We start from the raw sequence: 14,536 nt of genomic DNA, 5'->3' as shown, positions 1-14,536 counted from the left end.
TGAAAAGCCGGCCTAAAAAAGGCCGGCTTTTTTTTATTCTTTGTCTTTCCCTTCGTGGCGGCGCGCTAGAACGGATAACACATCGTCCAAAGCTAAATCCTGCTCACGCAGCAGAACAAGCAGATGGTACAACAGATCGGCCGCTTCCCACTGAAGCTCTTCCTTGTCGCGATTTTTCGCGGCAATAATAACTTCTGCCGCTTCTTCGCCGACTTTTTTCAAAATCTTATCGACGCCTTTTTCAAACAAATACGTTGTATAAGCACCTTCCGGACGGTTTTGCTCACGGTCTGCAATAACCTGCTCCAGCTGCTGCAGAATTGAATATGGAAGTGACACATTGTCTTCTCCGTAAAAGGGTTCATCGAAGCAGCTTGTTGTGCCGTGGTGGCAGGCAGGACCAGCCGGCTCCACTTTTACAACGATCGCATCTTTATCGCAGTCAAACTGCATGGAAACGACTTTTTGTGTATGGCCGCTTGTAGCTCCTTTATGCCAAAGCTCCTGGCGGGAACGGCTGTAAAACCATGTTTCGCCTGTTTCCATCGTTTTTTTTAGAGATTCCTCATTCATATAAGCAAGTGTTAATACTTCATACGTCGTCGCATCCTGTACAATGGCAGGCACGAGTCCTTTTTCATCAAACTTCACTTCGTCAATCATCTGACGTTCACCTCTGCATTTCGCAAAAATTGTTTGACCTCTCCAACGCCGGTTTCTTTATAGTGAAAAATAGAAGCGGCAAGCGCTGCATCAGCCTTCGCTTCTGTAAACACATCCAAAAAGTGCTCTGCGCCCCCAGCACCGCCTGACGCAATCACCGGAACCGAGACTGCATCACCAACTGCTTTTGTCAGGGCAATATCAAAGCCTTGCTTGCTCCCGTCTTCGTCCATGCTTGTCAGCAAAATTTCCCCGGCACCGCGCTCGACCGCTTCTTTTGCCCAGTCAATGACGGTCCGCTCAGTTGGCGTACGTCCGCCATGTGTATACACGCGCCACGTTCCAATTGATTCATCATATTTTGCATCAATGGCAATCACGATACATTGGGAGCCGAAAAACGCGGCTCCTTCATTGATCAAATCCGGATTGTTTACAGCCGCTGTATTCAATGATACTTTATCTGCGCCTGCACGTAAAATGCGTTTCATATCTTCAAGCGCGTTAATGCCGCCGCCGACCGTAAAGGGAATCGCAAGCTCTGATGCAACAGCCTGCACCACATCCACCATCGTTTTACGCCCTTCTACCGATGCGGATATATCTAAAAACACAAGCTCGTCCGCTCCCTGCTCATCATAAACACGCGCCAATTCCACCGGGTCTCCTGCGTCACGCAGCTCTACAAATTGAATCCCCTTTACGACGCGCCCTTCTTTTACATCCAGACAGGGGATGATACGTTTTGTCATCATTCGGCCGCCACCTCCAGCGCTTCTTTTACGGTGAAACGGCCTGTATAAATCGATTTTCCGCAGATTGCGCCAGAGAGTCCGTCTTCTTTCCATTTTGCGAGTGCACGCAAATCGTCCAGTGACGAAACGCCGCCGGAAGCAATGACGCTTTTTCCTGTTTCCCGTGCAAGCTCCGCTGTTGCTTCCACGTTTGGTCCAGACAGCATGCCGTCGTTAGCGATATCCGTAAAAATAAATGTTTCGGCGCCTGCTTCAGCAAATTCTTTAGCAAGGTCCACCGCTTTTACAGATGACGTTTCAAGCCAGCCGTGCGTAGCCACATAGCCATTTTTTGCATCAAGGCCGATCGCAATTTTCCCCCCGTATGTACGAAGCCACTGTTTGACAAGCTCCGGCTCCTTCACAGCCAGGCTGCCGATGATCACCCGATCTACACCATTATCCAGATAATGCTTTACGTCTTCTTCCGTCCGGATGCCGCCCCCGATTTGCACCTTCGCATTCAGCTTTTGGGCTGCTTCGATTACAAATGTATCATTTACACGCTGGCCGTCTTTTGCTCCATCAAGATCAACCATGTGAATCCATTCGGCTCCCTGCTCTACAAAGGACTTCGCCATATCAAATGGCGAGTCCCCGTAAACCGTCTCCTGGTTATAGTCCCCCTGCACAAGGCGGACGCATTTGCCGCCGCGCATATCAATAGCCGGATAAATAGTAAAACTCATAGCATGTCCTCCGATCGTTCCATCGCTTTTGCAAAGTTCGTCAGCAGCTGCATTCCCGTTTTACTGCTTTTTTCCGGGTGAAACTGCATACCTGACACGTTCTTCTGCCCGACAACAGCCGGTACCCGTACACCATAATCCGCGCTTGCCAGAAGTGCGTTTTCGTCTACTCCGTCTGCATAGTACGAGTGCACGAAGTACACATAACCATCTTCAATGCCTTCAAGCACCGGTGCATCCTGGTGAAAATGAAGCTTGTTCCAACCCATATGCGGCACTTTCAAGCGCTCGCCGTTCGCAGCGCGGTCTGGAATATGGACAATCCGTCCCTTGAGCAGGCCGAGTCCTTCAAACTGCCCGTTTTCTTCGCTTTCTTCAAATAAAAGCTGCATTCCGAGACAAATGCCAAGAAGCGGACGGCCGCTGTCCACATACTGATGAATAAACTGATCAAGATTCGTTTCACGAAGACGGGCCATCGCATCTTTGTACGCACCAACGCCCGGCAAAATAACGCCTTTTGTGTTGTTTAGCTCTTCTGGTGATTCACTAATCACATATGGGATGCCAATTCGCTCAAGTGCTTTCGATACGCTGAACAAATTGCCCATGCCATAATCGATAATTCCGATCATTTATAACATTCCCTTCGTTGACGGCACACCTTTTACGCGCGGGTCAATCGTGACTGCTTCATCGATCGCACGGGCCATCGCTTTAAATACCGCTTCAATCATATGGTGTGTATTTGTTCCGTAATGAATAATTACATGCAGGTTCATACGAGCCTCAAGCGCGAATTTCCATAAAAATTCGTGTACAAGCTCTGTATCAAAGGTGCCGACTTTTTGCGATGGAAAGTCAGCGCCCCGGATTTCAAAATGAGGACGGTTGCTTAAATCTACCACGACTTGTGCGAGGGTATCATCCATCGGCACGAAAAAGTTTCCATACCGCTTAATGCCTTTTTTATCGCCCAGCGCTTCCTTCAGCGCCATGCCAAGCACGATACCGATATCTTCCGTTGTATGGTGGTCATCTACTTCCACATCGCCATCTGCTTTAACCGTTAAATCAAAATGGCCATGGCGTGTAAACAGATCCAGCATATGATCCATAAATGGCACGCCTGTTTGAATATTTGATTTTCCTTCTCCGTCTATTTGGAATGCCAGGTCAATTTTCGTTTCGCCTGTGTAACGCTGCAGCTCTGCACTTCGATTCCCCATTTGCTCTCTCTCCTTTATTGGTTGCGCGCTTCAATAGCGCGGGCGTGTGCTTCTAATCCTTCCAGTCGCGCAAACGCGGCAATTTTGGCTCCGTGTTTGTCGAATGCTTTCTTGCTGTACATGATAATGCTTGATTTTTTCATAAAGTCGTCTACATTAAGTGGACTTGAAAAGCGAGCTGTGCCATTTGTCGGAAGGACATGATTTGGACCGGCAAAGTAGTCGCCAACCGGCTCAGATGAGTACCGGCCTACAAAGATGGCTCCAGCATGCTTAATATCTTTCGTCAGCTCCAGCGCATTTTCTGTCATGATTTCCAAGTGCTCCGGCGCGATCGCATTAATCGTTTCAACCGCTTCTTCCAATGTTGAAGCAAGATAGATCTCTCCGTGCTCTTCAATAGAAGGCCGTGCAATGTCCTGCCGCGGCAATACCGCAAGCTGCTGCTCGATTTGGTCTGCCACTTCTTTGGCAAGCGCCTCTGATGTCGTGACTAAAACAGCCGAGGCACGCGTATCATGCTCGGCCTGTGACAGCATATCAGCCGCCACTTCTTTAGCGGAAGCTGTGTCATCCGCGAGTACGGCAATTTCACTTGGCCCGGCAATCATATCGATGTCAACATCACCGAACACTTCCCGCTTCGCAAGCGCGACAAAAATGTTGCCCGGTCCGGTAATTTTATCAACGGCCTGGATCGATTCCGTTCCGTACGCCAGAGCGGCTACTGCTTGGGCGCCGCCGACTTTAAAGATATCCTTTACACCGGCAATATCTGCTGCTACTAGAACACCTGCCGGCAGACGGCCGTCTGCCGACGGCGGCGATACCATTACAATCCGCTCCACGCCGGCTGTTTTAGCCGGCATCACATTCATCAGAACAGACGACGGATAAGCAGCTGTGCCGCCTGGTACGTATACGCCCGCTGAGTCAAGCGGCGTCATTTTCTGTCCTAAAATCGAGCCGTCTTCATTTGTATATAGCCACGTTTCTCTTTTTTGCTTTGCATGAAAAGCCGCGATATTCTCTGCTGCTTCACGGATGATTTTAATGATCTCATCATTCAGCTCGGCATAGGCGTCATTAATCTCATCCTGCGTGACCTTTAAGCTGTACAGCTTCGCTCCGTCGAACTTTTCTGTATAGGCAAACAGTGCGCGGTCGCCGTTTTCGCGAACGTCTTGAATAATATCACGTACGATGCGCTGCTGTTCTTCTGTTCCCGCATCCACCGACCGTTTGATTGAAAGCCCCGGTGTTACCTGTTTGATCTGAATCATGTTATCGCACCGCCTTTTCTTCAATTGTATCCGTTAAGCGGTTAACAAGGTTCGAAATCTCTTCGTTTTTCATTCGGTAGCTGACTGGATTTACAATTAAACGGGATGTAATGCCAACAATCGTTTCGTATTCAACAAGCCCGTTTTCCCGCAGCGTCCGCCCAGTTGATACAATATCAACAATTCGGTCAGACAACCCGATTAAAGGCGCCAGTTCGATCGAACCGTTCAGCTTAATAATTTCTACCTGCTCGCCTTTTTCACGGAAATAAGCAGAAGCCACGGTTGGATATTTTGTCGCAATTTTTGGCGCTACTTCATTGAGTGTCGTATCTGGAAGTCCCGCCACCGCCAAGTAGCATGGACTGATTTTTAAATCAAGCAATTCGTATACATCCCGCTCTTCCTCAAGCAGCACGTCTTTTCCGGCAATGCCGACGTCTGCTACCCCGTGTTCAACGTAGGTCGCTACATCCATCGGCTTTGCCAGGAAAAAGCGCATATTTTCTTCCGGCACTTCAATGATGAGCTTGCGCGATTCATCCAAGTCCGGCGGAAGCTTATAGCCCGCTTCCTGCATCAGCGCCACCGCTTCTTCGAAGATCCGCCCTTTTGGCATCGCAATTGTTAGCATGGACATTACACGTTCCCCCCTGATGATTTTCCGACAAAAAACGTTACACCTTTGCACGAATCAGTGAATGAATCTACATCTTTTACCCCGGCCACGTCCTGAAGCAGCACGCATTCTCCTGCCGCGCGGCGTTTTTGTGCTTCCTCTATCGCTTCTACACGTCGGTCGTTACTGAACAGCACACAGTGAACACCTGCTTCGTCTTCAAGCTGGCCAATGGCTTCAAGCAAAAAGTCAACGCGCAGGCCAAAACCTGTCGCACCGGCTGGATGACCAAATTTTCCAAGCAAATCGTCATATCGCCCGCCATTTCCGATGGGTGCTCCCACTGCGTCCGCATACACTTCAAACACAAGACCTGTGTAATAGCTCATGTGGCTGACGAGCGGCAAATCAAACGTTACATGTTCATCTACGCCGTATTCCTGCAGGCGGCCAAACACCATTCTGAGTTCATCAAGCGCTTCGGCACCTGCACTTCCCTCGATCAGCTTTGCCGCTTCGTCAAGACAGTCCATACCGCCTGACAAGTTCAAGAATTGCAGCAAACGCTGCTTATCAATAGATGAAAGCGGGAGGTTTTTGACATGCTCGCGGTAGCCAACATAGTTTTTCTCATATAGGAAGCGTCGCAGCTGTTCAGCCCGTTCTTCTGTGCCAAGAATTTGGCGAAATAGCTCGTCCGTAAACCGAATGTGCCCAAGAGACAATTGAAACTTCTCAAGACCTGTCTCCTTTATAACAGATACAAGCAGAGCAATGACTTCCGCATCGGCACTCATCGTTTCGTCGCCGATCATTTCTACTCCAATTTGCTCAAATTCTGCAGCCCGCCCACCTTCACGCTGCTGGGCGCGGTATACGCTTGCGGAATAAGCAAGGCGCAGCGGCACACGCTCTTTTAATAATTTCGATGCTGCCACACGCGCAATGGGTGCCGTCATGTCGGGACGAAGCACAAGTGTATTGCCCTGCTGGTCAAGCAGCTTAAACAGCTGGCGGTCCAGAATGGCTGATGCGTCTCCGACTGTCTCATAATATTCAAGCGCCGGCGTCTCAATAAAACGGTAGCCCCAGCTTCTCATAGCACCCTCAGCCGCTTCTTTTACTTTTCGTTTCGTTTCATAAATGTGCGGCAGCGTATCCCGCATTCCAACTGGCTTTTCAAACATTAACAGCTTCGACATCTTTATCACCCGATCATAGATATTTTTACTTTAGTTCGCTAATGTACTAAAGATATGTTAGTAGTAGTTTAACGGTTCTGACAATTTACGTCAAGCCCAAAAAGCGAAGAGCAGACGTTGGATGACGGAAAGGATAAGACAGCCCGGGTTTATGTCGCTTTTTGCCACATAGCTGAGCCGGTTTATCAATGATTGTGCCGATCCCCGGAGCGGGATGACAGATTACACCGGAAGCCAGGAAGAGAGGGAACCACATCATTTTAAACCTGCCCTTTTTGAACACAAATAAACCGGGGGCTGCCCGGTTTATTCACCTGATATAGAAGAAGCTGCTACTGCACCAGCCGTGGAAGCGGCGATGACCGCCTGCTGAGATTGAATCATTGCTTGAACGGACGCCGTTAATCCGGCAGACGATTGGATCATCTCTTGGGAAACAAACAAGGCGGCCAGTATGACAGCCATGTCTTTATTCCATCTTAAGACAGGGGAATTTTTCAATTCATGTACAGTCGGCACACATGTTTCTGCCCTTCCGGACAGCGCCATTATGCCAAGTGCCGGATAATGCATGCTTTTTACTTTTATACCGCTTTGCTCAAGCTTTCGTTTCATCTGTAAAACGGCATCAGCGGTACTTTCTTGAAACAATCCATTCGCCACAAGCATATTGGCCAGGAATTGAAGATCATTCCCTCTCCAAAAGCCCTGTTTATGAAAGAAATGATAATACCGTTCAGAGGCACCTGCGAGTTCTTGAATGCTTTCCGGCCGGCTGGCCATCATCGCAGCTGCTGGATAATCTTCGTTTGATGTAAGTATAACGTGATGTTTTTTCATTGTATGGTACATTTCTTTTATCCGCTCAGGCTGAACAGACGGCCCTACTAAAAAAGCGGCAATATACGTGTACGGAGAAGAACGGAAACCAGCTGTACGAAGAATGTGATACTTCCTGTGCAGCTCGGCAATCCGCTCCTCTTCACTGCCGTCTTGAAGCATCAAGAGCCCAGCCATTGGAAAATGGATTGTTCGAAGGGGAGAAAACATCGATCCTGATTTTTTTATATTGGCTGAAAGTGACTTGAACGCTTCCATGTTAATTGGCTGCTGTCTGGCGGCAAATTGGGCAGCGGTTAGGAGAACAAGCCGTTTATCAATCCATTTACCTTCTTTTTTTCGCAAAATCGCTGTGTTTTCTTCCAATAGCTTTATGTCCATTCCTGCCACTCTCCTTTTCTTTTTATACGATTTGCTGCCAAAATCGTTTCAAGAAACGGTTTTTCTGCCCCCGCGTTACTGCCAAAAGCGGCTCTGTCCTGCCCGCATCGGTCAATTAGAAACAGCTGGCTATTTTATAGGACTAACCTCTGCTTTTTGAAAACAGGGCTTTTTGGTGTCCAAATTCGTGCTATCATATTGATGAAGCAAGTCTGCTGGACCAGTTTTCCTTTTAATTGTTACAGAATGAACAGCCAAATTGTTTTTGTTTGGACGATATAGATTGATTTTGCAGCAGTGAAATAATTGGATAAAAGCGTCATTCAGACCGACCGAAGGAATACGGCTGCAGCCATATTCTCCCGGCCGGCTTTTTGCTTTATTCTGTGTGAAACTATGTGAAACTGCTTGTAATCATGCATAAAGAGAAGGAACTTTTCTAGAAAGGAAGCGGCTTTTGATAAAAAAGCAGCCCTTTGTCATTTCGGAGGTATATAAAAAATGAAGTACATAAAAAAAGCGGGAATGGCCGGGTTTTTAGTTCTGTCCATCCTCACTTTACCTTTCATAGCCGATCAGGCGGAAGCAACCACCGTCAATGTCATTCAATATGGTGCGCAAGCCGATGATAACCGGCTCGATACCGCGGCTATCCAAAAAGCTATCGATATTGTTTCTGAAACTGGCGGAACTGTTGATATTCCAGCCGGCACGTTTGATATTGCCGTTCACTCTTCTGGTAATGGCATTGTCATGAAAAGCAATGTGCAGCTGCGAATGAATGCCGGTACAATACTGAAGCTGAGGGGTGCCCATCTACCGTCCTATCGCTTAATCAGCGTTTCTGATGTTCAAAACGTAAAAATAACGGGAGGTACACTTGTTGGCGACCGAACCGCTCACACAGGGGATGATGACGAATGGGGACACGGTATTCATATTACAGGAAACGCGTCTTCTGTTTATGTGAACGGCGTAACGGCTAAAAACTTTTCGGGTGATGGCTTTACAATTGAAAATAACTTGGATGCGGTCAAGAAAGTACCAGACAAAGTAAAGCTTGATCGAGTAACGGCGGACTATAACCGCCGGCAGGGCTTATCCATTATCGCAGGCACCAATATTACAATAACAAACAGCACGTTTAAACATACAGAGGGTACTCCTTCTTCGGCCGGAATTGCTCTTGAACGCGATAAACCTTACACGCTTCCGCTTGAGAACGTGGTGATTCAGCACAACCGGATCCAAAACAATGGAGGATACGGATTGATATTCGCTTTCTCCCATCACAGCCGGGCAGAATACAACATCATCCGATCCAATAAAGAAGGAGGCGTTTTTTTAAACAGTGCCCACGGTCATACATTGTATGGAAACAAAATCAGCCGTAACGGCGGACATCTCTCAAAACCGTATTTGAGCAGCGGAGTATTCATTCGCGGTGGGGAAAATAATGTGATCAGCGCTAACGATATCTCCCAAAACGCCGAGCGGGGTGTTTATGCGCTGGATCACGTAAACGGGAACGAAATAATCCATAATAATATAACCGATAACGGACATACCGCTATTGAAACAAATGACGGTAACGGCCTTGTTATCAAAAACAATCATGTGTCCGGCACTCATGACGCAGTGATCATCCATAATTCATCTTCTTCTGTTGTTTCCAACAACGGAAGCTCTGTTTCATTCATACCCCCGGCTGAAGAGCCCGGTCCGGCTGCCGATTCGTCTTCTCTGGAAAAGGAAGAAATCGAGGAAAAAATAGATCGATCTGATTCTCTCAGCCGCTTGAAAGAAGCGCTTGCGGAAAAGTCTCTTCCAGCATCTTTAAAAAGGGCGATCTTCATGTATTGATTTTTTTAAGCATTGTGCGGGCAGCGCAATGCTTTTTTACATTCATAATAAAAAACCTGCTTCAGCCCTTTGCTGAAGCAGGTTTAATAATCATTGGGTTCCCGCCCGCGAATGCGCCCGGCGGTACATCCTTATTCACCAGTGTCATGGCGGACACAATCGCGCCATCACCAATTTCAATACCGGGCAAAATGGTGCAGTTGGCTCCAATCATGACGTTATCACCGATCACAACGGGGCCAATACGGTATTCATCGGTTAAATATTCATGTGCCAAAATGGTGGTGTTATAGCCGATAATCGTGTTACGTCCTACCGTAATCTGCTCCGGAAACATAATATCCGGTACTACCTTATAAGCAAAAGCGGTTCCTGCTCCGATTTTCATACCGAGCAGATGCCGGTACAGTGCATTTTTCACGCGAACGAACGGAACAAAACGGCTCACTTCAATAACGGCTGTGTTTTTAAATGTTTTCCAGAACGAAACGGTTTGATAAATGTGAAAAAGCGGGTTTGCACCGCCTTTTAACGTGTACCGTTTCGTCCGTCTCATTTCTGGCTGGCTCCGACCTGCAGAATATCAAGCAAATCTGCCATCGATTCCAGCATGTAATCCGGGTCATACGTGTTAAGGAAATCGCGCCCTTTCAGTGACCAGGCTACACCTGCCGTTTGAACGCCCGCGTTTTTCCCGCCTTCAATATCGTGATAGTTATCGCCGACCATAATGGCTTCCTCCGGCTTCGAACCAAGAGCAGCCAATGCTTTTTGGACAGGCTCTGGATGCGGCTTCGCATGTTCAACATCATCAAGCCCGATGACCACATCAAAAAACGGATCAAGATTTGTCAGCTTCAAGCCTTTAAGGACCGTTTCGTGAATCTTCGTTGAAACAATCGCCATTTTATACCCGTTTTCATGCAGTGTGCGGATCGTTTCGTACACACCTTCAAACTCTGTTACGAGTGCATCATGTTTTTCATGGTTAAATGCACGGTAGTGATCGACCATTTCCATCGTCCGTTCCTTATCCAGCGCTTCAAACGTATCAATAAGCGGCGGTCCCATGAACGGGTATACATCTTCGCGCTCGTATTGGTTTGGAAAATAATGATTTAACGTATGAAGAAATGATTGCACAATCAGTTCATTTGTGTTGATTAACGTTCCATCTAAATCAAACAGCAGTGTTGTAATATTTTTCATATATGAACAGCTTCCTTTCTTGTTGCCCGTCCCGGCTGCTTCCAAAGACGTGCGACAGCAATCGTTAACACAACAGCTGTGGTTACACGAATAAGGAAAAGCGGCCAAACTGGAATACCGAGTGGAATAAATATAAGTGTATCTTCAATCACCGCGTGGCAGGCGACGAGAAAAATAAAAGCCAGCGTTACATCACGCTTACTGACCCCATCTTCTTCGACCGCCTGTATCATGACTGCTGACCCCATTGCCAGACCGATAAGCAGGCCGGATGCCAGCGTCATTGATGTGTTTTCCCGCATGCCAAGAAACCGTGTGACAGGAGCGACAGCTTTAGAAAATGCGTCAAGCCATTTTAAATCTTTGGCAATTTGAATGATGACCATAAGCGGAATGACAATCACAGCCAGCTGCAAAACGCCAAAAACGGCTTTTTGCAGGCCCAGCAGCACAATAGCTCCCCATGTGTCCGGCTGAACAGCCGCCTCAGGAGCCATGCCGTATTGAGCAATCTCTCCGCCGCCCTGCCAGACGAGGTTAATAACGATACCGGCTGTTATCGCAAGCCCGATACGAACCGCTAGGATGATCCACATTTTCACGCCAACTTTAACAGCAACGGTCGATTCGATAAATAAATTATGGGAGAATGACAGCATCATCGCAAGAATAAACACTTCTTTCACTGTCAATTCCAGCGATAAAATCGCGCCAATCCCCGCATACAAATTGAGCGCATTCCCAATCACGAGTGGAATCGCTGCATCTCCAGATAAACCAAAAATCCCCATCAGAGGGCTGATTAAATGGATGATCCATGGCAGCACAGGCGTAAATTGCAAAATGGTAACAATGAGCGTAATCGGAAAAATCACTTTTCCTAGCTTCCACGTTGTCATACAGCCTGTCTGCAGCCCTTTGACAACTGTTTGTCTCACGATGCCATCTTCCCTTCATTCGTTTGATCTGCATAACGCGGCAGCGTATATCTTATGCGGCGATACACTAGAAGAGCCGCTGCGATCACGATCAAGGACAAGGATAGCACTTGGGCAATCCGTAAAAAATCACCCGGCAGCATTAAACTGTCTGTACGCATTCCTTCAATAAAGAAGCGGCCGACCGAATACCAAATTACATAAGATAGGAACAGCTCGCCGCGTTTCGGGTTTACTTTGCGCAAGACAAGCAAAAGCACAAATCCGAGGATATTCCAAACGGATTCGTATAAGAAAGTAGGATGGTAATAAGCACCGTCAATATACATTTGATTGACAATAAAGTCTGGCAAATGAAGATTCTCTAAAAATGAACGTGTGACTTCTCCGCCGTGTGCTTCCTGGTTCATAAAGTTTCCCCAGCGGCCGATTGCCTGCCCCAAAATAATAGAAGGCGCCGCAATATCCGCCAGTTTCCAAAAAGAAAGGCGGCGCTTTCTTGTAAATACAATCGCGGTAATAACCGATCCAATCAACGCCCCGTGAATGGCGATACCGCCGTTCCAAATTTGAATAATGGCTTCGGGATGCTGTGAATAGTAAGACCATTCAAACAGAACATAGTAAGCGCGTGCTGAAATAAGCGCGATTGGAATGGCCCAAATCAGCAAATCAGAAAACGTATCCTCGGGCAGACCAAGCCTGTTTGCTTCTTTTGAAGCTAAATAAAAACCGAGGGCGATACCGATTCCGATAATAATGCCATACCAGTGTACTTGAAAATTGCCCAGTTCCAAGGCAATTGGATTTAACGGATACTCCAAAATGTTTTCACTCCTTACTGCTTATCATCGATTCCGGCATCATTAATGGCACCGGCCAGTTTATCTGTGAATTCCTGGGCTGCGTTCACACCCATCCGTTTTAAGCGGAAGTTCATGGCTGCCACTTCAATGATAACAGCCAGGTTTCGTCCAGGGCGGACCGGCAGGGTAATCTTTGTAATCTCCGAATCCAAAATAGGAAGTTTATCTTCTTCAATGCCAAGACGATCATATTGTTTGTCCGGGTCCCACAGCTCAAGGTTTACGTTCAATGTAATAATTTTATGTGAACGAACGGCTCCTGCCCCGAAAAGTGTCATGACGTTAATAATGCCCAGCCCGCGAATTTCCAGCAAATGCTCAATCAATTCTGGTGAATTGCCCACCAGACGCCCGATGTCTTCCTGGCGGATCTCTACACAGTCATCTGCCACAAGTCGATGGCCGCGCTTTACAAGCTCAAGCGCTGTCTCACTTTTCCCGACGCCGCTTTGTCCGGTAATCAATACGCCGATTCCATAAATATCAACAAGAACGCCGTGAATAGCCGTTGTTGGTGCAAGCATGGATTCCAGGTAATTAGTCAGCTGGCTTGCAAATTTAGTCGTGGTCATTTTTGAACGCATAACCGGTACTGAATAAGCCTCTGATGCTTCAATGAGTTCAACAGGTACACTTAAATTGCGCGAAACGATAATAGCAGGTGTTTCATAGTCACACAGCTTATCCATCCGGTCTTTTTTTTCTTCAGGGTTAAGCCGCTGAAAAAAAGACAGCTCGGTCATACCAATCAGTTGTACACGTTCTGCCGGATAATAATCAAAAAATCCTGCTATCTCAAGACCCGGACGTGATAAGTCACTTAATTTAATAGGGCGATGAAGTCCTTCTTCACCACTAACAAGCTCTAAATCGAATTTCTCCAAAAGATCAACTGCACGCACTTTTGGCATCGTATTCCCTCCTCTTCACCAAAACGAATTGCCTTCATTGTACCATGTTTCTGATTAAAACAGACGTTTCGGTATCGATTTTCCCTGTTCTCCTGTACATAAAGAACGAAAGGAGTGATTCATATGAAAATCGCCATTGATGCAGGGCATGGCCCGACAACCCGAGGCAAACGATCGCCTGACGGAATGAAAGAATTCGAGTTTAATAGGGCAACCGCCTTGTTTCTCCGTGATGAGCTGCCAGCGGACACGTTGTTGGCTCATGATGATCAGATCGATCTTTCCCTCAGAGAACGGGTGCAGCGGGCAAACCGGGCTGGTGCTGATTTATACGTATCGATTCACGCAAACGCTTTTGGCACGGGCTGGACAGAACCAAATGGCATTGAAACCTACGTTCATACGTCCCGGCCGCCTCAGTCCATGGCTGTAGCACAAGCCGTACAGCGGGAGCTTGTTTTGGCAACAGGGCGGCGTGACCGCGGAGTAAAGACGGCTGATTTTTATGTACTGCGAAAAACCATAATGCCCGCTATTTTAATCGAAGCCGGATTTATGACCAATAAAACGGAAGCGTCCCTGCTGCAAAGGACGGATTATCGAAAAACGTGCGCAAGAGCGATTGCGTCAGCGATTCGGCTGACCTGTATGTAGCCAAAAAAAGCAGGAAGCGGCTGCTTCCTGCTTTTTTTATTTTCTTCTTAAAATAGTCGATTGCAAAATCATATTGACCAAAGCCATAATGATGGCGATCACAAGCGCGAGCCCGAAACTTTCAATTTCAAATGCGTAGCCCATAATGCTGTCTGTCATCAGAAGCGTAATAGCGTTAATGACAAATAAAAACAACCCAAGTGAAATCATCGTGATCGGCAGTGTTAGGATCACAAGCACTGGCCGGACAATAAGATTTAAAACGGATAATACCAGGCTGGCAATAACTGCATAGAGGAAACTATCCACATGCAGCCCTGGAAAATAGCCTGCCAATGCAACAAGCAAAATGGCATTAATAAGCACGCCTGCTATCCAGCCCATTCTGAAAACTC

17 protein-coding genes are annotated in these 14,536 nt (G+C 47.2%); 2 read left to right on the top strand and 15 right to left on the bottom strand.

Translation table 11 applies throughout. From position 1 onward, the window contains the following. Positions 1–33 precede the first annotated feature (33 nt). The 9 genes from hisIE to RG959_RS06250 form a co-directional block, all read right to left on the bottom strand. Complete coding sequence (hisIE, locus tag RG959_RS06290; RefSeq protein WP_309091111.1) at positions 34–663, bottom strand: bifunctional phosphoribosyl-AMP cyclohydrolase/phosphoribosyl-ATP diphosphatase HisIE; 630 nt, start codon at positions 661–663, stop codon at positions 34–36. Then, positions 660–1,418 carry an imidazole glycerol phosphate synthase subunit HisF gene (gene hisF / locus RG959_RS06285; protein WP_242231847.1) on the bottom strand — a complete coding sequence of 253 codons (759 nt, stop codon included), beginning with the start codon at positions 1,416–1,418 and terminating at the stop codon, positions 660–662. Before hisF ends, hisIE begins: the two co-directional genes overlap by 4 nt. Then, positions 1,415–2,146, bottom strand: coding sequence for a 1-(5-phosphoribosyl)-5-[(5-phosphoribosylamino)methylideneamino]imidazole-4-carboxamide isomerase (gene hisA, locus RG959_RS06280; protein WP_342796397.1), 732 nt, complete (start codon positions 2,144–2,146; stop codon positions 1,415–1,417). The genes hisF and hisA overlap by 4 nt, the downstream gene beginning before the upstream one ends. Continuing rightward, complete coding sequence (gene hisH / locus RG959_RS06275; RefSeq protein ID WP_342796396.1) at positions 2,143–2,781, bottom strand: imidazole glycerol phosphate synthase subunit HisH; 639 nt, start codon at positions 2,779–2,781, stop codon at positions 2,143–2,145. The genes hisA and hisH overlap by 4 nt, the downstream gene beginning before the upstream one ends. Continuing rightward, entirely contained in the window at positions 2,782–3,375 is a 594-nt protein-coding gene (gene hisB / locus RG959_RS06270) for an imidazoleglycerol-phosphate dehydratase HisB (RefSeq protein WP_242231850.1), read from the bottom strand. 14 nt (positions 3,376–3,389) lie between these two features. Then, positions 3,390–4,655: a histidinol dehydrogenase gene (gene hisD / locus RG959_RS06265; RefSeq protein WP_342796434.1), complete on the bottom strand. Its 1,266-nt coding sequence runs from the start codon at positions 4,653–4,655 to the stop codon at positions 3,390–3,392. Between the two features lie 4 nt (positions 4,656–4,659). Further along, complete coding sequence (gene hisG / locus RG959_RS06260) at positions 4,660–5,298, bottom strand: ATP phosphoribosyltransferase (RefSeq protein WP_342796395.1); 639 nt, start codon at positions 5,296–5,298, stop codon at positions 4,660–4,662. After that, positions 5,298–6,479, bottom strand: a complete 1,182-nt coding sequence (locus tag RG959_RS06255) for an ATP phosphoribosyltransferase regulatory subunit (RefSeq protein ID WP_342796394.1) — start codon at positions 6,477–6,479, stop codon at positions 5,298–5,300. The genes hisG and RG959_RS06255 overlap by 1 nt, the downstream gene beginning before the upstream one ends. 306 nt (positions 6,480–6,785) lie before the next feature. Then, positions 6,786–7,700, bottom strand: a complete 915-nt coding sequence (locus RG959_RS06250; RefSeq protein WP_342796393.1) for a DUF4003 family protein — start codon at positions 7,698–7,700, stop codon at positions 6,786–6,788. 501 nt (positions 7,701–8,201) lie between these two features. On the opposite strand from RG959_RS06250, the gene RG959_RS06245 reads away from it, so the two are divergent. Further along, positions 8,202–9,563: a right-handed parallel beta-helix repeat-containing protein gene (locus RG959_RS06245; RefSeq protein WP_342796392.1), complete on the top strand. Its 1,362-nt coding sequence runs from the start codon at positions 8,202–8,204 to the stop codon at positions 9,561–9,563. Positions 9,564–9,624: 61 nt separating this feature from the next. Here the strand turns inward: RG959_RS06245 and RG959_RS06240 are convergent, their stop codons facing one another. The 5 genes from RG959_RS06240 to hprK are packed head-to-tail and all read right to left on the bottom strand — an operon-like array spanning position 9,625 to position 13,487. Then, entirely contained in the window at positions 9,625–10,119 is a 495-nt protein-coding gene (locus RG959_RS06240; RefSeq protein ID WP_342796391.1) for an acyltransferase, read from the bottom strand. Beyond that, complete coding sequence (ppaX, locus tag RG959_RS06235; protein ID WP_342796390.1) at positions 10,116–10,772, bottom strand: pyrophosphatase PpaX; 657 nt, start codon at positions 10,770–10,772, stop codon at positions 10,116–10,118. Before ppaX ends, RG959_RS06240 begins: the two co-directional genes overlap by 4 nt. Next, positions 10,769–11,671: a nucleoside recognition domain-containing protein gene (locus RG959_RS06230; protein WP_342796433.1), complete on the bottom strand. Its 903-nt coding sequence runs from the start codon at positions 11,669–11,671 to the stop codon at positions 10,769–10,771. The genes ppaX and RG959_RS06230 overlap by 4 nt, the downstream gene beginning before the upstream one ends. A 35-nt stretch (positions 11,672–11,706) precedes the next feature. Beyond that, a complete protein-coding gene (gene lgt / locus RG959_RS06225; protein ID WP_483298847.1) occupies positions 11,707–12,534 on the bottom strand; it encodes a prolipoprotein diacylglyceryl transferase in 828 nt (275 codons plus the stop codon). Positions 12,535–12,548: 14 nt separating this feature from the next. Beyond that, complete coding sequence (gene hprK, locus RG959_RS06220) at positions 12,549–13,487, bottom strand: HPr(Ser) kinase/phosphatase (RefSeq protein ID WP_309091135.1); 939 nt, start codon at positions 13,485–13,487, stop codon at positions 12,549–12,551. A gap of 123 nt (positions 13,488–13,610) precedes the next feature. On the opposite strand from hprK, the gene RG959_RS06215 reads away from it, so the two are divergent. Further along, positions 13,611–14,141 (top strand): N-acetylmuramoyl-L-alanine amidase, encoded by a 531-nt coding sequence (locus RG959_RS06215; RefSeq protein WP_342796389.1) that lies wholly within the window; start codon positions 13,611–13,613, stop codon positions 14,139–14,141. 36 nt (positions 14,142–14,177) lie between these two features. Here RG959_RS06215 and RG959_RS06210 read toward each other — a convergent pair whose 3' ends face one another. Continuing rightward, the gene (locus RG959_RS06210) at positions 14,178–14,525 is read right to left on the bottom strand and encodes a phage holin family protein (protein ID WP_342796388.1); all 348 of its coding nucleotides are present in this window, start codon (positions 14,523–14,525) and stop codon (positions 14,178–14,180) included. Between the last annotated feature and the right edge of the window lie 11 nt (positions 14,526–14,536).

The sequence above is a fragment of the Domibacillus sp. 8LH genome, assembly GCF_038806185.1.
Classification (GTDB): domain Bacteria; phylum Bacillota; class Bacilli; order Bacillales; family Domibacillaceae; genus Domibacillus; species Domibacillus indicus_A.
This window is presented reverse-complemented; position numbering and strand designations above follow the sequence as displayed.